The sequence below is a fragment of the Bradyrhizobium sp. 956_D2_N1_4 genome (assembly GCF_052076025.1).
Classification (GTDB): domain Bacteria; phylum Pseudomonadota; class Alphaproteobacteria; order Rhizobiales; family Xanthobacteraceae; genus Bradyrhizobium; species Bradyrhizobium barranii.
In genome coordinates, this window is the sequence record NZ_CP197237.1 from 2,788,290 (window position 1) to 2,807,136 (window position 18,847).

Genomic DNA, 18,847 nt, shown 5'->3' on the forward strand with positions numbered 1-18,847 from the left:
GCGACCGGCGCCACAAAGGCGCAACGGAATTTCAAACGTCGCTATTTGGGCTGCGGGGAGATTTGTTTGTCTTATTTTGAAGCGTCTGAAGGCGCGCTGGAAACCGGCGCGGCCGTTGTTGCGCGCAAGCGATCGATTAGCCGCTTTGCGGCGCTGACCTTGGCCGCGTTGTCCCGCCGCCTGCTGGGCACCAGCTCCATGGTGGCGCTCGGACTGGTCCTGGCAACATCGACGCCATCGCGCGCCATCGACTGGACCGGCGGCACCTCAACCGACTGGTTCACCGCCACCAACTGGTCGGCCGGCGTTCCAACCAGCGCGGTCGACGCGAATATCGACACGGTCGCGCCCAATGCCACAGTGGTCGGAGCGGCCGGCGCGCAAGCGAACACTGTCTTTGTCGGCATTTCCGGCACCGGCACGCTGACAATCCAGAGCGGCGGCAACTTGAGCGACTTCAACGGCTATGTCGGCTTCAATGCCGGCTCGACCGGCACCGCGACGATTGATGGCGCCGGCTCGGCCTGGACCGCCTCCAACTTGTTCGCTGTCGGCTATTACGGCACCGGCACGCTGACGATCCAGAACGGCGGCACGGTAAGCAACACCAACATCGGCTTGATCGGGTCCAATGTCGGCTCGACCGGTACCGTGACGGTCGATGGCGCTGGCTCGGCCTGGACCAATTCCACCAACCTCGCTGTCGGCAATTCCGGCACCGGCACGCTGACGATCCGGAACGGCGGCACGGTGAGCAGCGCCTCCGGCGTTCTCGGCCAAAATTTCGGTTCGACCGGTACCGTAACGGTGGATGGCGCCGGCTCGTCCTGGACCAATTCCAGCGACCTCGAGGTCGGCTATGTCGGCGCCGGCACGCTGACGATCCGGAACGGCGGCAAGGTGAGCAACGTCACCGGCGGTCTCGGCATCAATACCGGCTCGACCGGCACCGTGACGGTCGATGGCGTCGGCTCGTCCTGGACCAATTCCGGCGATCTTTCTGTCGGCAATTCCGGCACCGGCACGCTGACGATCCGGAACGGCGGCACGGTGAGCAGCAACACCGGCTATCTCGGCAACAATGTCGGCTCGACCGGAACCGTGACGGTTGACGGTGCCGGCTCCTCCTGGACCAATTCCGGCCTCGTGGTCGGCGGGTCCGGCACCGGCACGCTGGCGATCCGGAACGGCGGCAAGGTGAGCAACGTCACCGGCGTTCTCGGCTTCAATGCCGGCTCGACCGGCGCAGCGACGGTTGATGGCGTCGGCTCGGCCTGGACCAATTCCGGCTCGCTCTTTGTTGGCTATTCCGGCGCCGGCACGCTGACGATCCAGAACGGCGGCACGGTGAGCAACAACTACGGCTTCCTCGGCTACTATTCGACCGGCACCGTGACGGTTGATGGCGCCGGCTCGTCCTGGACCAATTCCGGCTCGCTCTTTGTTGGCTATTCCGGCACCGGCACGCTGACGATCGCCAATGGCGGCGCCGTCTCGGCGGCTTCGGCCATGCAAATCGCCCTTAACCTCGGCTCGACCGGCACGCTCAATATCGGCGCCGCCTCCGGTCAGGCCGCGGCCGCGCCGGGCACGCTGACCACGCCCTCGGTCGTGTTCGGGGCAGGCACCGGCAGCATCGTCTTCAACCACACCGCCTCGAACTACACATTCGCCCCGGTCATTTCTGGCGCGGGGTCGGTGACGGTGGAGAACGGCACCACCATCCTGACCGCGACCAACACCTATAGCGGGCCGACCACGGTCAATGGCGGCACGCTGGCGGTCAACGGCTCCATCGCCAATTCGGCGGTGACGGTCAATGCCGGTGGCACGCTCGGCGGCAACGGCACCGTCGGCAATACCACCGTCAACGCCGGCGGCGTGCTCGCGCCCGGCAATTCGATCGGCACGCTGACGGTCGGCGGCGATCTGGCGTTCGGCGCCGGCAGCATCTACCGCGTCGAGGTCTCGCCATCGGCCGCCGACCGCGCCAATGTCACGGGCATCGCGAGCCTGACCGGCGGCACCGTGCAGACGAGCTTCCTGCCCGGAACCTATGTCCGCAAGAGCTACACCATCCTGTCGGCGGCCGGCGGCCTCGGCGGCACCACCTTCAGCGGCGTGAGCAGCAGCCTGCCCGGTTTCACTGTCGGCCTGAGCTACACGCTGTCCGATGTGTTGCTGAACCTCACGGCCTCGCTCGGCGCCGGCACCTCGCTGCCGGGCAATGGGCAGACCGTCACATCCACGCTCAACAACTTCTTCAACAATGGCGGCGCGCTGCCGCCGGGCTTTGTCGCGCTGTTTGGTCTCACCGGCAGCAATCTTTCAGCCGCGCTGTCGCAAACCTCCGGCGAGACCGCGACCGGCTCGCAGCAGACGACCTTCAACGCAATGAACCAGTTCATGGGGGTGCTGACCGATCCCTTCATCGACGGTCGCGGCGATGGCGTTTCAGCGGGATCATCCGCGGGCGCGTCGGCCTACGCCTCGCCGGACAGACCGCGTTCCGGTGCGGCGCGGGACGCCAATGCGATGTTCACCAAGGCGCCCGTCATGGCCGATCCGTTCGCGCAGCGCTGGAGCGTGTGGGCGGCAGGCTATGGCGGCTCGCAGACCACGGACGGCAACACGACACTCGGCTCCAACAACACGACCAGCCGCATCGCAGGCATCGCGGTCGGCGCCGATTACCGTATCTCGCCGAATACGCTGGCGGGCTTTGCGCTCGCCGGCGGTGGTACGAACTTCAGCGTCGTCAATGGCGGCTCTGGCCGATCTGACCTGTTCCAGGCCGGCGCCTTCGTCCGGCACAATGCGGGTGCGGCGTATCTCTCCGGCGCGCTGGCCTATGGCTGGCAGGACATCACCACCAACCGCACCGTGACGGTGGCCGGCATCGACCAGTTGCGCGCGCAGTTCAACGCCAATGCCTTCTCGGGTCGCGTCGAAGGCGGCTATCGCTTTGTCAGCCCGTGGATGGGCGGCATCGGCATCACGCCCTACGCGGCAGGACAGTTCACCACCTTCGACCTGCCGGCCTATGCCGAGCAGGCGGTAACCGGCGTCAACACCTTTGCGCTCGCCTACGCCTCGAAGAGTGTCACTGATACGCGCAGCGAGCTCGGCCTTCGCAGCGACAAATCATATGCGATGGCGGACGGAATCTTCACGCTGCGAGGGCGCCTGGCATGGGCGCATGATTTCAATCCCGACCGCAATATCGGCGCGACGTTCCAGACGCTGCCGGGCGCATCCTTTGTCGTTGGCGGCGCCGCGCAAGCCAGCGACTCCGCGCTCGTCACCGCTTCTGCCGAAAAGAAATGGCTGAACGGCTGGTCCGCCGCCGGCACTTTCGAAGGCGAGTTCTCTCAGCTCACCAGGAGCTACGCCGGCAAGGGCGTCGTGCGGTATGCGTGGTGAGGTGGCGACTTCCCGAACGACGCCTCTCCAATGCCAACTGGTGATGTCGATATCCGCGTTCCTCCTGTGATATTAATCACGCAGTCGGCCAAATAGGGCGGCGCGCTTTGTCGGATGACCGATATTGGTCGGACACCGCGATGTTCCCCCGCTAAACCTGATTCCACAGAGCCCCGCTTAACGGGTCCATGCGCGACCGGCGCCGCAACGGCGCAATGGTATTTCAACGGTCGCTATTTGGGCTGCGGGGAGGTTTGGGTTGTCTTATTTTGTAGCGTCTGAAGGCGCGCTGGGAACCGGCGCGGCCGTTGTTGGGCGCAAGCGATCGATTAGCCGCTTTGCGGCGACCATGCGCGCGGCGCTGTTCGCCGGCGTCTTGCTCGGCGCGCTCGTGACCGGAGCGCGGGCCCAGACGGTGATCAACGTCACGGTCGCCAACGACACCGGCACCACCTCGGGGGGCTCGACTGGCGGCGCCGGCACGCTTAGCGCCGCGCTCGCGCAGATCAATGCTTCCACGCCCCCCGGCGGCTTCATCATCAACCTGCAGACCAATGTCACGCTGTCGGGGCCGCTGTCGCCGATCTTCAACTCGGTGAGCATCAACGGCAACGGCTTCACCATCAGCGGCAACAATTCGCAGCGCATCTTCATGGTCGGCGTCGACACCGCGACGCAGACCAGCGCGGGGGTGGCGGGCTCGATCATCGCGGACCGCCCTCAGGTGGCGATCAGCAACGTCATCCTGTCCGCGGGCCTCGCCCAGGGCGGCGGCAACGGCGCCGGCGGCGGCATGGGGGCGGGCGGCGCACTGTTCGTCAACCAGTCGGCCGACGTGACGCTGAGCAACGTCAGCTTCGCCAACAACAACGCGAAGGGCGGCAACGCAACAATCAACACGTTTCGCGGCGGCGGCGGCCTCGGCGGCAGCAGCGGCGGCAGCGGCGCCGGCGGCATTTTCGGCAGCGGCTCCTCCGGCGCCGGCGGCGGCATTTTCGGCGGTTCCGCTGGCGCCGGCGGCGGCGGCTATAGCGGCGCCGGTGGAAGCGGCGCGAACGGCACCGCGGGCCTCCTGTCGATTGCTGGCCTCAACGGCGCCGGCGGCGCCGGATTTGGTGGTGGCACCACCGGTGGTGCGAATGGCGGCGGCGGCGGCGGTATCGGAAATGCGGGCGGGGGTGGCGGCTTCGGCGGCGCAAGCAGTTCCGGCTCGACCGGCGGGGCGGGTGGTTTCGGCGGCGGCGGCGGCACCGGCTTGAACGGCGGCGGCGGCGGTGGTTTCGGCGGCGGCGGCGGTGGTTTCAGCGGCCCTGGCGGCGCCGGTGGCTTCGGTGGCGGCGGCGGCGGTGGCGGCGGTGCGGGCGGCTTTGGCGGCGGCGGTGGCGGCGGCGGCGGCGCGGGTGGGTTTGGCGGTGGGGGCGGCGGCGGGGGGGCCGGCGGTGCGGGTGGCTTTGGCGGCGGCGACGGCACCAGTGGCGGGAACGGCGGCGGCGGCGGCATGGGCGGGGCGGTGTTCGTGGTCAAGGGCGGCTCGCTCACCATCAACGGCAACGGCTCGACCTCGGGCGGCAGCGTAGCCGGCGGCACCGGCTCCAACGGCGGCGGTGCGGGCTCGGCCTTAGGCACGGGCTTCTTTGTGCAGGGCTCGACGCTGACCTTCGGTGGCAGCGGCAGCTACACGGTGTCGGACGCCATCGCCGATCAGAACGGTTCCGGCGGCTCCGCGGCCTCGGACGGCCTCGGCGGCACCGGTGGATCGAGCGCCATTACCAAGAGCGGCATCGGCACGCTCAGCTTTTCTGGCGCCAACACTTATACTGGAGCTACGACGATCAATGCCGGCACGCTAAGGGGCGCTGCGGCGAACACATTCAGCGCTACGAGTGCGACGACAATCAACACCGGTGGCACGCTCGATCTCGGTTTGCTGGGACAAACGATCAATATCGTTTCGCTATCGGGCGGCACGTTGGCCAACGGCGCGTTGACCGGCGCAGTGACCTCAAGCGGCGGCACGCTGAACAGCCTCGGCGGCGGCATGACGCTGACGGCGAATAGTGGCGCGACCAATGTGACGGGCACCAACACCTTCACAGGCGCGACCACGGTCAACGGCGGCCTGCTCTCGGTCAACGGCACGAGCACGGCCAGCGCGGTGACGGTGAATGCCGGCGGCACGCTCGGCGGCAACGGCACGGTCGGCAACACGACCATCAATGGCGGCACGCTGGCGCCCGGCAATTCGATCGGTACGTTGACCGTGCAGGGCAATCTCGTGTTGACGGCCGCATCGAGCTACATGGTCGAGGTGTCGCCTTCGGCGGCCGACCGCACCAACGTCACCGGCGTGGCGACGTTCGGCGGCGCCACCGTCAAAGCATCTTTCGCAGCCGGGGCCTATGTCGCAAAGCAATACACCATCCTCAACGCCACCGGCGGTATCGGCACCAGCACGTTCGGCTCGATCGTCAACACCAACTTGCCGGGTGGATTCGCGTCGAGCCTGAGCTATGACGCCAACAATGCGTATCTCAATCTCGTTCTCAGTTTCGTGCCGCCGCCCGGGACGGGTCTCAACAACAACCAACGGAACATCGCCGACCCGATCGTCAATTTCTTCAACTCCAACGGCGGTATTCCGCTGGCGTTCGGCGGGCTGACGCCGGCGGGACTGATCCAGATCTCGGGCGAGACCGCGACCGGCTCGCAGCAGACGACCTTCAACGCGATGAACCAGTTCATGGGATTGCTGACCGATCCCTTCATCGACGGTCGCGGCGATGGCGTTTCAGCGGGATCATCGGCGGGCGCATCGGCCTACGCCTCACCGGACATGCCACGCTCCGGTGCGGCGCGGGACGCCCATGCGATGTTCACCAAGGCGGTCGTCATGGCCGATCCGTTCGCGCAGCGCTGGAGCGTGTGGGCGGCGGGCTATGGCGGCTCGCAGACCACCGACGGCAACACGACACTCGGCTCCAACAACACGACCAGCCGCATCGCAGGCACCGCGGTCGGCGCCGATTACCGTATCTCGCCGAATACGCTGGCAGGCTTTGCGCTGGCCGGCGGTGGTACGAACTTCAGCGTCGTCAATAGCGGCTCTGGCCGATCCGATATGTTCCAGGCCGGCGCCTTCATCCGGCACAATGCCGGTGCGGCGTATCTCTCCGGCGCACTGGCCTATGGCTGGCAGGACATCACCACCAACCGCACCGTGACGGTGGCCGGCATCGACCAGTTGCGCGCGCAGTTCAACGCCAATGCGTGGTCCGGTCGCGTCGAAGGCGGCTATCGTTTTGTCAGCCCATGGATGGGCGGGGTGGGCATCACGCCTTATGCCGCAGGACAGTTCACCACCTTCGACCTGCCTGCCTATGCCGAGCAGGCGGTAACCGGCGTCAATACCTTTGCGCTCGCCTACGCCTCGAAGAGTGTCACTGATACGCGCAGCGAGCTCGGCCTTCGCAGCGACAAATCATATGCGATGGCGGACGGAATCTTCACGCTGCGAGGGCGCCTGGCATGGGCGCATGATTTCAACCCCGGCCGCAATATCGGTGCGACGTTCCAGACATTGCCGGGCGCATCCTTTGTCGTTGGCGGCGCCGCGCAAGCCAGCGACTCCGCGCTCGTCACCGTCTCCGTCGAGAAGAAATGGCTGAACGGCTGGTCCGCCGCCGCCACCTTCGAAGGCGAGTTCTCTCAACTCACCACCAGCTACGCCGGCAAGGGCGTGGTGCGGTATTCCTGGTAAGTTGACGATTTCCGGTTTTGGCCCTTCGCATCATTTCGCTGTGCTGCGGAATTTGGTAGCTATCGGGGGCATAGCGGACTCTGGCAAGCCGACCGATCGGCTGATTTATGGGATCACGGCCTAGGTAGCCCGCGATTCTTTTCTGATTTTGTGGGCTCAAGACGTTGCTGGATGGACTCTACAAGGTTGAATACGGCGTCAACGATGCGTTCGGCCGCAGCATCATGTGCCTGCATGACGGTAAGATGCTGGGCGGCAATTCGGCCTTCGCGCACCTTGGAACCTATGTCGAGCGCGACGGCGAGATCGTCGCCGAGGTGATCACCGAACGGCACAACGAGGATCCCAATCACAAGCCGCTGATGGGAGCCGATATCGCCTCGATCGGTGCGCGCGGGCGGCTGCACGGCAACCAGATCCGTCTCGAGGGTGGCGCGGACACCATGCCGGGCGCGAAATTCTGGGCCAATCTCACCCGGCTCGACGACGAGGGGTTGCCTCCGAGTGGTGCGGTCGGTCCGGGCGGCATCGCCAACGGACTCTATGGGATGAGCCTGCGCGCGCTTGACGGTGTCGATGCCGGATTATCGGGCGTGATGCTCCTGATCGACGGCCGCATCCTCGGCGGCGATGCGTTCTTCTACTATCTCGGCTCCTATTCCTCGGCGGACGGCCGCTGGAAGGGCGAGATGCTGAACCAGGAGCACACGCCGGCGAAGGGCGAAAACCCCGTGTTTGGCGGCTATGAGGTCGGGATCGGCTTCTCCGGAACCTGCACTGCGCTTGCCGGCGAGCTCGAAGGCATCGCGCTCGCCGGCAAGCGCAGCCTGCGCCTTGCAGCCTCGCTCAAGCTGATGCGGCGGGCCTAGGACGTATCCTCATAGAAGCCGCGCCGGCTTGCGCCAAAAGTGACATCGAAGTGGTCTGGACGGATGTCGTCCTTGGGCCAGAGGCGGGAAGGCCAGTTCTTTCTACCGTTCCCGCTTCATTTCATCGCGACATCGCGGTCGATGTCTTGCAGGTGCACGAAAGTCGCCCAGGCTTTTCGATATTCGCTGTCTGTGGGATCGATCCCAAGCAAGGCGCGACACGCCTCTTTGATTTCTTCCGACGAGGGACGCATCGCGACGTTTCCGGACAACTTGGCTTGGTTCCAGCGTTCCTCGACGCCGTTCGCCAAGGCGAGTGCTTCGGAGGGGCTCCGTTTCCGGGTTGACCTCGCCAAAGGGTGATCCGGAGGGAATTTGGGCCATGCGACGGGAGGCTGATCGGCTCGCCACTCACTCTCCTTGCCGGTCCCACGCTCTCCCGGCAAGTTTGCCTGGGCTCCATTGGCCGATTGAGGCGGGACAGTCCGTGCGCCCAGCTCGCGGAGCTGCTGCTCCATGGTCCCGCCGGACGCCGTTGCGCCTGCCGCAGGTGCACGCGTCGTCAGACCTGACACAGTTGAGGTGCCGGCCTGCGGAGCAACCTTCTGAACGGTTTGCGCAACGGACAGCATGCCAGGCGAAAGAGCAGGCTTCTGCTGCGCGAGCTTGTCATTTTCAGTGGGGCAAAGGCCGAAATCCCGAGCGCAGCTGCGTGATCCGGCCGTCGTCGTCGATGCGGGCAAAGTCAACGGCCACAGTGTAGACGAAAGCGGCATCGATGGATTGGCCGGATTTGTCTCTGGCGTTGACGGCGCCGCAGACATATCGCGCCGCGTCGGCCTCGACTGAACGCAATGCGCTGAATTTGGCCGAGTCCGGATCGATCAGCACGTGCCGAACTGCTGCGCGAGCTTTCATGTGCTCGTTAGAGAAGATGCTGAGCACGACATCCGGATTGAACATGTCGGGCTGGTAGTACCACTTGTACTCCACAGCAAGGAATGCTGCGCCAAAGGCCGTCGCGATCAGGAAAGCAGATGCATTCATGGATTTGGTCGGGTAATGGAACCCGGTATGGTTGTTGTTATCTTCTTGAACCATTTACGATAGAATCTACTAACAATCTGTAAATTGGTTGCTCCCGCGATTTTCAACAACCGGTGGAAGAGCCGCAGCTGGTTTTGCTCAAGGGGGCAGTTGCCGGTGCGGGAAACACACTGAGCAAAGTCAACCAAGGGGGCGCAGGCTGACGCCTGACGGGTGGCAGCGGCAGGTCCGCTGTGGGCCATAACCGGACATCAACCGGCGAAGGACCGTGGGTCTCGCAGCACTGGCGTACACTGCATGTCTGCTCCGACGATGAGCGGCCCGTTGTAGGCAGTTCGCAAATCAGCGATGGCCGCATCGAGTTCAAACAGACCGAAATGACTGACGATGAGCTGCTTGACCGCAGCCTCTTGGGCAACGCGTCCGACGACTGCCGGTGTTGCGTGCAAGGGAACATTCGCACCGGGCGCGATCGCAAGATGCATGATCAGGAGGTTCGCGCCCTTTGCGAATTCGACGAAGCCTGGATCGGTGCCGTTTTGGTCGGAGCTAAACACGATCGACACATTTCCGGTCTGCACGCGATAGGCCAAGGTTGGCATATTTCCATGCGGGATTTTCCGTGCCGTGACTGTCGTTCCCTCGCGCTGCAAAACCACGGATGGATCGCTTTTGACAGCGTCAATCACTCCGACATCAAGTCGAACGCCACCCGCCACAACGCGCCCATATCGGGCCGCACGCCGCTGCCCCCGTATGAGCCGCCTAACGCCGATCCGAGCACTGGAAATGCGCCAGTCTTCTCGTCAAAAAGCCTGTTGAGGAAAATCGCAAAGTCAGGGGCCGCATCGTTGCCTGTAGGACCGAAAACCTTGAGAGGTTCCTTGCGGACCTCGTGGCTCAGCCAAAGGAACGCTGGCAAGTCGGAAACGTGATCTGGATGAAGATGGCTTATTCCGACCATCCACAAGTCTTCGAGTTTGGCTTGCGATTCACCAAAGCGGTGTTGAGCACCACCGCCCATGTCGATGAGTATTCTTGCGCGCCCCTCGATCCAGACCAGATAACTCGTCGATGCCCGAGTGGGATTCATTCTGGGGCCACCGGAACCGAGGATTTGCACGTCGAGCGGCGTTGTACCGCAACTCTGTCCGAAAGCGCTCAAACTGCTCAGTGACGCACAGAAAATTCCCAGCAAGAAAATAACCGGAAGCCGAACCATGAAGACACCCATGTTGTTCAAACAGAGTCTATCAAATCGGTCTTGCAAATTTCACGACAGGGCCGAGATGGTCATTCGGGCAGCCCTGCTTGCCGCAATCCTTCCTCATATCGCGCGACGTCCTCAGCACGTCGATAAGGGCCAAGCACATCTTTGAGATTGGAAACGCGCAGCGTGGGGCTGAGTTCTCGCAGCCGAGCCACGGCCTTGTGTGCTTGCTCCGGCCGACCGGCCATTGCGTTGCTTGCGGCGGTGATCCGTAATCCAGGCCGATAGTCCGGGCTGCACTGCAATGCCATTGCCGCCCATGATGCCGCTTCGTCATAGCGGTCCAAAAAGAAATGTGCATACGCGGTCCCGGCTCGCATGCCCATCAGCCACGGATCAAGTGGGCTCAGGCGAATGGCTCGTGCGAAGCGCTCGATCGCCGATTCCGGCTCGCCGAGCCAGAGTTTTACCCAGCCGCCGAAATTCCATGCCTCAGCCAAATTGGAATTAAGCGCGATCGCGCGATCAACTAAGCCGGCACCTACCCCGAGATCCCCAACAACAAACGCTAACGCATTCCCGCCAGCGGAGAGCGCGTTCGCGTCATCCTTGCCCAACTCAACTGCCCGTTGGGTGAGCTTCTTCACTTCGGCAATCGCGTTCGCCGTGTCCGGAATCCAGCCATTGATCCTGGCAATGAGGTAGCAAAAGGCTGCGCGACCGTAGGCGGTGGCAAATTCCGGGTCGAGCTCGATCGCGCGGTTGAACAGACGCAATGCCTCGTCGTTCGCTTGCCGGTTACCAAACTGATGAAGCCGGGCCAGACCGCGCAAATAGTGGGCATAGGCGTCGAGACTAGCGGTCGGCTTGCGTTTGGCGCGCTCGATCTCAGCTTTCTCCACCGCAGGCGCGATCGCCCCGACAACGCTTTCAGTCACCTGGTCCTGCAAATCGAAGATGTCGCCGAGCTCGCCATCAAACCGATCGGCCCAAATATGTGCTCCAGTAGCGGTATCGACGAGTTGTCCCGTAATGCGCACTCGGTTTGCCGCCTTGCGAACGCTCCCTTCCAACACGTAGCGCACCCCAAGCTCGCGCCCCACCTGCTTCACGTCGACAGCGCGCGCCTTGTAGGTGAAGCTGGAGTTTCGGGCGATGACAAATGGCGCCTTGAAACGGGACAGCGCCGTGATGATGTCCTCGGCCATTCCATCGGCAAAGTATTCCTGTTCGACATCGCCAGACATATTCTGAAACGGAAGCACCGCAATGGAAGGCTTGTCGGGCAGCGGAGGCGGACTCCCGGCCTCGGCAGCAAAAACTGGCGCAGCCTCTCGCGTTTCCGTCGGCGCATCGACCTCAAAGGCCCTGATTGGCTCCTGAATGTTCTTTACATGTTGAACGCCAAGATCCGGACCTGGGTCTGTGACCGAGGCTCGCGCGGGCAATTCTTCCTCGGTGATCTCGCCAACAAACCGGAAGCCTCTGCGAGAAACCGTCCGGATCAGGCGTTGCTCCTTGCCGGTATCCCCGATTGCCTTGCGCACGGCATTGACGTGGCTGGTCAGCGTGGATTCGGACACGATCCGTCCTTCCCACACCGCCTTCAGAAGATCGTCCCTTGTCACGACCTGTTCCCGGTTTCGGACCAGGAAGAGCAGCAGGTCGAACACCTTCGGTCCGATGGGGATGAGCTCGGAGCCTCGCTTGAGCTCGCGCCGGTTGGCATCGAGACAATAATCTTCGAATAGAAACGACACTTGTGATCCTTCCTGGACAAGAAGCCAAGGAAAACTCGATCGCAATTCAGGCCGGCTGCAAGGTCTTTTCCGTTCGAAACAGTACACATTTTCTCACCCTTCGGGAACGAGGGTTCGAGAAATGGTTGGCCCGCCTGCACTCGACGCGCACTGACGTTCGCAATCAACGCAACAAACCTGGCCGAGCCGAGGCACGGCTTACCACCTGCATCGCCTCCCGAGTGCGAGGATACGTTCATGAACAAGCATATCTTGCGCGCTTCCCTGGAGGACGCGTCAGTTGCGCCTGAGGCGTGCCAGGTCACTCCGGCTCATGCCGAGCGCCCTCCCGCCGGTGCAGAAATGGCGCGGGTGCTCGGGACCACGCCATTTCACATGGCTTTGGATTCCTCCGGCGCCGGAATCGCCCACTGGAAGCATGACCCGCTGCACGACGTCGTCGCGCCCATGAGCCATCACGTCATCATGGCTTACAACGGCACGGTGCAGCGGATGGAGCGGCGGATGGGAAGCGCGGTTGCGATCGGTACGTTTCGTCCCGGAGTCGTGATCATCATCCCCGAAGGATCGAGCTCCGGGTGGGATATTCCGAAACCTGTCGATGTCATCCAACTCTATCTTCCGCACGCCACGCTCGAGCGGGTTGCAGGCGAGGTCGACAGCGCCACCTCGACCGATCTGCTGGAGCGAACGGCGCATCCCGACCCCATTACATCCCGATTGCTCCTGACCGCGACCGACGCCGTGGTGGGCAATGTCGTCGTGGATACACTGTTCAGGCATCAGCTGATGGACCTCTTGGCCACGCGCCTGCTGGCGGCGCATGTCGGCGCGCCGTCCACGTTCCAGCCGACGCGGGGCGGCCTCTCACCGGTCGTATTGCGCCGCGCCATCGAGCGCCTGCACTCGGACATCGACGCTGACGTCTCCCTGGCCACGCTCGCCTCGGATGCCGGTCTGTCGCGCTTCCACTTCTGCCGCGCTTTCAAGAAGAGCACCGGGCTTTCCCCACATGCCTGGCGGCGCCAGCAACGGCTCGAGGAGGCCAAAAACATGCTGCGCGACACCGACGCGTCGGTCATCTCGATCGCGGTCGCGCTCGGCTATTCTTCCCAGACCGCGTTCGCCGCCGCCTTCAGGAAGCTGACCGGGGATACCCCGAGCAATTGGCGACGGCGTGCACGTTGACAGCATCGCCTATGCGGGGAACAGCATCATTGCGAGAAAGGCTCCCGGATGCAGGCGGGCAAAGAAGGTCCCATGACCGCTATGGGTCACAAGCCGACGCCTGACGGGCGGTAGCGGCAAGTCCGCTAGATGGGACATTGGCGGACGTCACGCCTTGCCGCTCGGACAGCGCGCTTCGGCTGGAAGCGGACAGCGAGACGGCAGGCAGCGGGCGCGAAGCGTCGCGTCGGGATGAATTACAGGAAGCCGGCGTCTGGCGGGGTGGAATCCGGGCCCGGCCGGGCTTCCCCTGGCGGCCCGTATGGCCTATGACGCTGCAACGCAACATTCCCCCCAAAAAGACCCCATGATCCGCCTCGACAACGTCAGCAAGCAAGCCGGCCACCAGATCCTGTTCATCGAAGCCTCCGCCGCCCTCAACAAGGGCGAGAAGATCGGCCTCGTCGGCCCGAACGGCGCGGGAAAGACCACGCTGTTCCGGATGATCGCCGGTGAGGAACTGCCCGATGAAGGGCAGGTTTCGACCGATCGTGGCATTACCATCGGCTATTTCAACCAGGACGTCGGCGAAATGAGCGGCCGCAGCGCCGTGGCCGAGGTGATGGATGGCGCAGGTCCCGTGAGCGAGGTCGCAGCCGAGTTGCGCGAGCTCGAGGCCGCGATGGCCGACCCCGACAAGGCCGACCAGATGGACGAGATCATCGCGCGCTATGGCGAGGTGCAGCACGCGTTCGAGGAGCTCGACGGCTACGCGCTCGACGGCCGCGCGCGCGAGGCGCTGTCCGGCCTCGGCTTCAGCCAGGAGATGATGGACGGCGACGTCGGCAAGCTTTCCGGCGGCTGGAAGATGCGCGTGGCGCTGGCGCGTATTCTTTTGATGCGCCCCGACGTCATGCTGCTCGACGAGCCGAGCAACCATCTCGATCTCGAAAGCCTGATCTGGCTGGAAAAATTCCTGCACGATTTCGAAGGCACGCTGCTGATGACCTCGCATGATCGCGAGTTCATCAACCGCGTGATCTCCAAGGTGATCGAGATCGATTCCGGATCGCTCACGACCTATACCGGCGATTACGAGTTCTACGAGCAGCAGCGGGCGCAGAACGAGAAGCAGCAGCAGGCGCAGTTCGAGCGCCAGCAGGCCATGCTCGCCAAGGAGATCAAGTTCATCGAGCGTTTCAAGGCGCGCGCGTCTCATGCCGCCCAGGTGCAGAGCCGGGTGAAGAAGCTCGACAAGATCGAGCGGGTCGAGCCGCCGCGCCGCCGCCAGACCGTGGCATTCGATTTTCCGCCGGCGCCGCGCTCGGGCGAGGACGTCGTGGCGCTCAAGAACGTCTACAAGGGGTACGGCAGCAAGCGCATCTATGACGGCCTCGATTTCATGATCCGCCGCAGGGAGCGCTGGTGCGTGATGGGCGTCAACGGCGCCGGCAAGTCGACGCTGCTCAAGCTCATCGCCGGTGCGAGCGAGCCGGACGAGGGCACGGTGGCAGTCGGCGGCAGCGTCAAGATGGGCTATTTCGCTCAGCACGCGATGGATCTGCTCGACGGTGAGCGCACCGTGTTTCAGTCGCTCGAAGACCAGTTTCCGACCGCGGGGCAGGGGTCGTTGCGCGCGCTCGCCGGCTGTTTCGGCTTCTCCGGCGACGATGTCGAGAAGCGCTGCCGCGTGCTGTCGGGCGGCGAGAAGGCGCGCCTCGTGATGGCCAAGATGCTGTTCGACCCGCCGAACTTCCTGGTGCTGGACGAGCCGACCAACCATCTCGACCTCGCCACCAAGGAGATGCTGATCACGGCGCTGGCGGATTTCGAGGGCACCATGCTGTTCGTCTCGCATGACCGCCACTTCCTGGCGACGCTGTCGAACCGCGTGCTGGAACTGACGCCGGAAGGCATCCACCAGTTCGGTGGCGGCTACACGGAATATGTCGCGCGCACCGGGCAGGAAGCGCCGGGGCTGCGGAGCTAGTTTTTGCTCTTGCGCGAGATCGTGGCGATCGCCTCGATCTCGTTGGTCCAGATCCCGCCGGAATAGGCTTGCGGCAGCCGGGCGAACAATTCGGGCGTATCGATGCCGGTGGAGAACTCGCCGCCGCTGTAGGGGCCGAGCACGAAGACCGCGCTGTTGGCGTCGGTCATGCGATTGAGGAAGCGATCGGGCCAGCCCCATAGCCAGGGCGCGGCGTTGATCGGTACCAGCACCATCGCGTTGCGGCAGGCGGCTGGCATCAGGCCGGTCCAGCCATAGCCGATATAGCGGATCAGGCAGCTCCGGATGGCCCCGCGCGAAATGGTGCGGACATCAGGGGTGAGGCCACGGATCACGTCTATGGGCTCGTCGCCGCCATAGACCATGATCGTCCGGCGCCGCTCGGCCGGGAGCGCGTTCAGCACGGCGGCAAGTTTCTCGCCTTCGTTTGGGTCTCGGCTCTTCACGTTGATCAGGAGTTTCTTGTCAGGGAAGGCGGCGAACACCTCCGACAATGTCGGCATCATCCCGATGCCTTTACCGCGAAACGGGAATGTCTTGCCGCCGTCGGCCGTGTAGCCGTAGCCGATGTCAAGCATTTTCAGTTTCGCCATGCTCTGTTCGCGCGTGACGCCTTGGCCGTCGGTACGGCAGTCGAGAGTCCAGTCATGGAAAACGGCGAATTCGCCGTCGGTCGTCGGGTGCACGTCGAGCTCGACCGCATCGGCGCCGGCGTCGAAGCTCGCATGCATCGAACGGAGGGTGTTCTCGAGGTAGTCATGCGCCGGCGGCAACATTCGCGCGGCGGTGCAGGTGTCGTTCCTCACATCGCGCTCGTCAAACCGTTGTGCCATACCGCGATGCGCGAGCAGCACCGGTTTGCCGTCGCGATGCGGCGCCAGCAGATCGGTGTTGTTGATGTAGACGCCCGCGGCCACGGCAATCAGGACTGCCGTGACGACTCTGAGTTTCCTGCCCACCAGATATTCCCCATTCCAGGGTTATCGTCGGCGGCGTTTGAGGTTGATTTGCGGCAATCGGGGTGCATGGGAGGCCTGTACGCCTCGCGGCTTGAACGGTCCTATGTCGCCCGCTACGTTCCCTCCCAAAAAAAAGGGAGCGAACAACCATGAAGCAACTGCGGATCGGCGACATCACCATCGATGCGGTGATCGAGCGGGAAGGGCCGTGGCGGCGGCCGCAGGATTTCTTCCCGGCCTATGACGAGGGCGTGTTCGCCCGTCATCTGCCGACGATGGAGCGGAGGTGTTCGATGCCGCGCGCGGCATGATGGTCATCACCTACCAGACATTTGTCGTGCGCACGCCGCGCTACACCATTCTCGTCGACACCTGTACCGGCGAGGACAAGGGCCATCCGCCGCCGTTCGACTTTCCCGGCAAGGAGCGCTGGCGCAACGAATTGTTCGCGCTCGGCATCTCTTTCGAGCAGATCGACTACGTCTTCTGCACGCATCTGCACATCGACCACACCGGCTGGAATACGACCTTGCGCGACGGCCGCTGGGTGCCGACGTTTCCGAATGCAAAGTACGTCTTTCACAAGGGCGAGTACGCTGCCTGGGAGGCGGAGAATGCCAAAGGCAACAATCCGCCCGGCACCGTCTTCCGCGACAATTGCCTGCCGATCGTCGAGGCCGGGCAGGCGCTGCTGGTCGACGACGACTACGCGCTCGATGACACCGTCACGCTGACGCCGACGCCGGGGCACTCACCCTGTCATTGCTGCGTGAATATCTTTTCGAACGGGCGCCGCGCAGTGGTCGCGGGCGATCTCATGCATCACCAGATCCAGTGCCGCGAGCCGGACTGGTCGGCGAAGCCGGATTGGGATGCCAAGCAATCGGCGGTCTCGCGGCGAAAGTTCTTCGCCTCCGTTGCGGACACCGACACGCTGATCCTGCCGATCCATTTTCCGGCGCCGACGGTCGGGCTGATCAAGCCGCTGGGTGGGGCGTTCGACTATCGGTTCAAGCGGGACTAGGCCGTGTACGCCCAAATCAGTCCTTTCCCGCCGTATTGATCACGGCCTGGCCGCCGTCGATATATGAAATGGGCGGCCATCATCGAACGATTTCAAGCGTATCATTGACCACGCCGATCTTGATCATTCCAAGGGCCTGGGCCGCACCCGATGTAACGTCGATGATGCGTCCATGAACAAATGGACCACGGTCGTTGACTCTCACGATCACGGACTTTTTGTTCAAGACATTAGTCACGCGCAGGCGCGTTCCGAAAGGCAAGGACGGATGCGCCGCATGCAGCGCATGCTTGTTGAACCTCTCGCCGCTCGCGGTCATCCGATCTTCCGAGTAGAAACTCGCAAGCCCAAACAGTGGGGTTTCCCTTCTAGGATGTTTTTTATGAAATGCATGCTGATGGTTGCTCTTCCGATGCGTTGCGCGCCGAATGTCGCCGTGCGCTTTCGGGCCTTGCCCTGCTGCGCGCTGACGCCGTCGGGGTGATTTCGTGGCGAGCGAGGAGAGGTCGTTGGCGTTTGGCGAACCGTTTGCGTCGCGGGTATGGTCATGCACGTCCCGCGGCGTTGCGCCAGGGACAATCGCCGACTTCGTCATTCGACTGAACTTCGCATGCGCAAATTCAATTCCACCATCGAGTGCGATGCATGATGCAGCAATCGCGGTAGCAGCGAGCAGTGCAGGTTGACCGCTCCATCGTTTCATGATGGCCCCCCCAGCGCCTCAGCTGGTTGGAGTAGTTCGGTTCCAGGAATTGCCGGCTTTGACATATGTCAACGTTGCCGTGGAAGGCAGCGGAGTTGCCATTTCGGTCAGCGCCCAGCCGACGCGCAACGAGAATTTGCCCAACTGCCCGCACATCGTCGCAAAGAAGAGCCGCTGGCCTTGGGGGGAAGCCAGCGGCTCTGGTAGGGGCATTGTGCATAGTGGGTGCTATGCAAACTCTCAATCCAGGCCAAGGTACGCGTCTGATTCAGATCAAACCTGGACAATCCGTCATTCGACGGGTCCGTCATCCAGCAACCAATGGTGCAGGGCGCGTAGAGGTGGGCCGTGCAGCCCACCGAGATCAGACGCCAAGCGCGCTGGAGATTTCGCCGAGGGTTGCTTTCTCGGCGTCACTGACCTGAACACCCCCGCCGAACAACCCTCCGCCTTCCGATGCAGCCTCAGCCGTCTTTTGACTAATCTGACGCAGCCAGCCCTTGAAAGCCGCGGCATCACCCGGTGCTTTCGCAGCAAGCAGCGCCGTGACTTCATGCAACGATGCGATCGTCTTGGTCTTGATCTCGGCCGGCGTGCTCTTGCCGAGCTCTGCCTTCAACCCGTCATGAGCCGCCGCCCGGCCGTCGCTCGTCTGGAAGTCGGCGACCACAGCCCTGACCAAGGGGTTGGCATTGGGATCGGTGGCCGCCTGGGCGAGCGCGGTGCCGCCAGCAAATGATTCCTTCAGAAGGCCGAACAATCCGCTCGGTTCGGCAGCCGTAATGGCCATTCCAGCATTCATCGGGCTTCTCAGGAGGAGCGCCCATTCATCCTTGGTGAAATTGGTCTTGTCGGCCATGGAGTCTTCTCCTTTCATCTTGCAGGACGGGAGGCTGGGAAACACGTCCCGTCCTGAA

General features: G+C 63.5%; 13 protein-coding genes and 1 pseudogene. 6 read left to right on the forward strand and 8 right to left on the reverse strand.

The annotated features are described in order from the left end of the window. The first annotated feature begins 66 nt into the window (after positions 1–66). The 3 genes from AB7535_RS12735 to AB7535_RS12745 all read left to right on the forward strand — a co-directional run bounded on the left by AB7535_RS12735 (position 67) and on the right by AB7535_RS12745 (position 8,049). The gene (locus tag AB7535_RS12735) at positions 67–3,423 is read left to right on the forward strand and encodes an autotransporter outer membrane beta-barrel domain-containing protein (RefSeq protein ID WP_439036391.1); all 3,357 of its coding nucleotides are present in this window, start codon (positions 67–69) and stop codon (positions 3,421–3,423) included. Between the two features lie 259 nt (positions 3,424–3,682). Then, a complete protein-coding gene (locus AB7535_RS12740) occupies positions 3,683–7,180 on the forward strand; it encodes an autotransporter domain-containing protein (protein ID WP_441279792.1) in 3,498 nt (1,165 codons plus the stop codon). A 164-nt stretch (positions 7,181–7,344) separates the two neighbouring features. Further along, positions 7,345–8,049: a GrlR family regulatory protein gene (locus AB7535_RS12745; RefSeq protein WP_439036395.1), complete on the forward strand. Its 705-nt coding sequence runs from the start codon at positions 7,345–7,347 to the stop codon at positions 8,047–8,049. 116 nt (positions 8,050–8,165) lie between these two features. Here AB7535_RS12745 and AB7535_RS12750 read toward each other — a convergent pair whose 3' ends face one another. The 5 genes from AB7535_RS12750 to AB7535_RS12770 all read right to left on the reverse strand — a co-directional run bounded on the left by AB7535_RS12750 (position 8,166) and on the right by AB7535_RS12770 (position 12,066). Continuing rightward, the gene (locus tag AB7535_RS12750; RefSeq protein ID WP_439036396.1) at positions 8,166–8,360 is read right to left on the reverse strand and encodes a hypothetical protein; all 195 of its coding nucleotides are present in this window, start codon (positions 8,358–8,360) and stop codon (positions 8,166–8,168) included. Between the two features lie 364 nt (positions 8,361–8,724). Then, positions 8,725–9,150, reverse strand: a complete 426-nt coding sequence (locus tag AB7535_RS12755) for a hypothetical protein (protein ID WP_439036397.1) — start codon at positions 9,148–9,150, stop codon at positions 8,725–8,727. 197 nt (positions 9,151–9,347) lie between these two features. Next, positions 9,348–9,785, reverse strand: a complete 438-nt coding sequence (locus AB7535_RS12760) for a hypothetical protein (RefSeq protein ID WP_439036398.1) — start codon at positions 9,783–9,785, stop codon at positions 9,348–9,350. Further along, positions 9,782–10,330 (reverse strand): MBL fold metallo-hydrolase, encoded by a 549-nt coding sequence (locus AB7535_RS12765; RefSeq protein WP_439036399.1) that lies wholly within the window; start codon positions 10,328–10,330, stop codon positions 9,782–9,784. Before AB7535_RS12765 ends, AB7535_RS12760 begins: the two co-directional genes overlap by 4 nt. 59 nt (positions 10,331–10,389) lie before the next feature. Further along, positions 10,390–12,066 carry a winged helix-turn-helix domain-containing tetratricopeptide repeat protein gene (locus tag AB7535_RS12770; RefSeq protein ID WP_439036400.1) on the reverse strand — a complete coding sequence of 559 codons (1,677 nt, stop codon included), beginning with the start codon at positions 12,064–12,066 and terminating at the stop codon, positions 10,390–10,392. A 237-nt stretch (positions 12,067–12,303) separates the two neighbouring features. On the opposite strand from AB7535_RS12770, the gene AB7535_RS12775 reads away from it, so the two are divergent. Both AB7535_RS12775 and AB7535_RS12780 read left to right on the forward strand, forming a co-directional pair. After that, a complete protein-coding gene (locus tag AB7535_RS12775; RefSeq protein ID WP_439036401.1) occupies positions 12,304–13,254 on the forward strand; it encodes a helix-turn-helix transcriptional regulator in 951 nt (316 codons plus the stop codon). A 346-nt stretch (positions 13,255–13,600) separates the two neighbouring features. Continuing rightward, positions 13,601–15,223, forward strand: coding sequence for an ABC-F family ATP-binding cassette domain-containing protein (locus AB7535_RS12780; protein ID WP_063983614.1), 1,623 nt, complete (start codon positions 13,601–13,603; stop codon positions 15,221–15,223). Here the strand turns inward: AB7535_RS12780 and AB7535_RS12785 are convergent. After that, positions 15,220–16,203: a glycerophosphodiester phosphodiesterase family protein gene (locus tag AB7535_RS12785; protein ID WP_354179673.1), complete on the reverse strand. Its 984-nt coding sequence runs from the start codon at positions 16,201–16,203 to the stop codon at positions 15,220–15,222. The two genes, AB7535_RS12780 and AB7535_RS12785, sit on opposite strands and share 4 nt — an antisense overlap. A 149-nt stretch (positions 16,204–16,352) precedes the next feature. On the opposite strand from AB7535_RS12785, the pseudogene AB7535_RS12790 reads away from it, so the two are divergent. Then, a pseudogene (locus tag AB7535_RS12790) lies at positions 16,353–17,227 on the forward strand (MBL fold metallo-hydrolase). A 79-nt stretch (positions 17,228–17,306) separates the two neighbouring features. Here the strand turns inward: AB7535_RS12790 and AB7535_RS12795 are convergent. Together AB7535_RS12795 and AB7535_RS12800 are read right to left on the reverse strand one after the other, a co-directional pair. Beyond that, complete coding sequence (locus AB7535_RS12795; protein WP_439036402.1) at positions 17,307–17,930, reverse strand: septal ring lytic transglycosylase RlpA family protein; 624 nt, start codon at positions 17,928–17,930, stop codon at positions 17,307–17,309. A 364-nt stretch (positions 17,931–18,294) separates the two neighbouring features. Further along, the gene (locus AB7535_RS12800; RefSeq protein ID WP_439036403.1) at positions 18,295–18,789 is read right to left on the reverse strand and encodes a hypothetical protein; all 495 of its coding nucleotides are present in this window, start codon (positions 18,787–18,789) and stop codon (positions 18,295–18,297) included. Positions 18,790–18,847 lie beyond the last annotated feature (58 nt).

What these genes read in the sequence shown, in the direction of transcription:
- AB7535_RS12755 (WP_439036397.1), bottom strand. Translation starts at nt 9,150, where the DNA reads ATGGTTCAAGAAGATAACAACAACCATACCGGGTTCCATTACCCGACC.
- AB7535_RS12765 (WP_439036399.1), bottom strand. Translation starts at nt 10,330, where the DNA reads ATGGGTGTCTTCATGGTTCGGCTTCCGGTTATTTTCTTGCTGGGAATT.
- AB7535_RS12775 (WP_439036401.1), top strand. Translation starts at nt 12,304, where the DNA reads ATGAACAAGCATATCTTGCGCGCTTCCCTGGAGGACGCGTCAGTTGCG.
- AB7535_RS12780 (WP_063983614.1), top strand. Translation starts at nt 13,601, where the DNA reads ATGATCCGCCTCGACAACGTCAGCAAGCAAGCCGGCCACCAGATCCTG.
- AB7535_RS12795 (WP_439036402.1), bottom strand. Translation starts at nt 17,930, where the DNA reads ATGAAACGATGGAGCGGTCAACCTGCACTGCTCGCTGCTACCGCGATT.
- AB7535_RS12800 (WP_439036403.1), bottom strand. Translation starts at nt 18,789, where the DNA reads ATGGCCGACAAGACCAATTTCACCAAGGATGAATGGGCGCTCCTCCTG.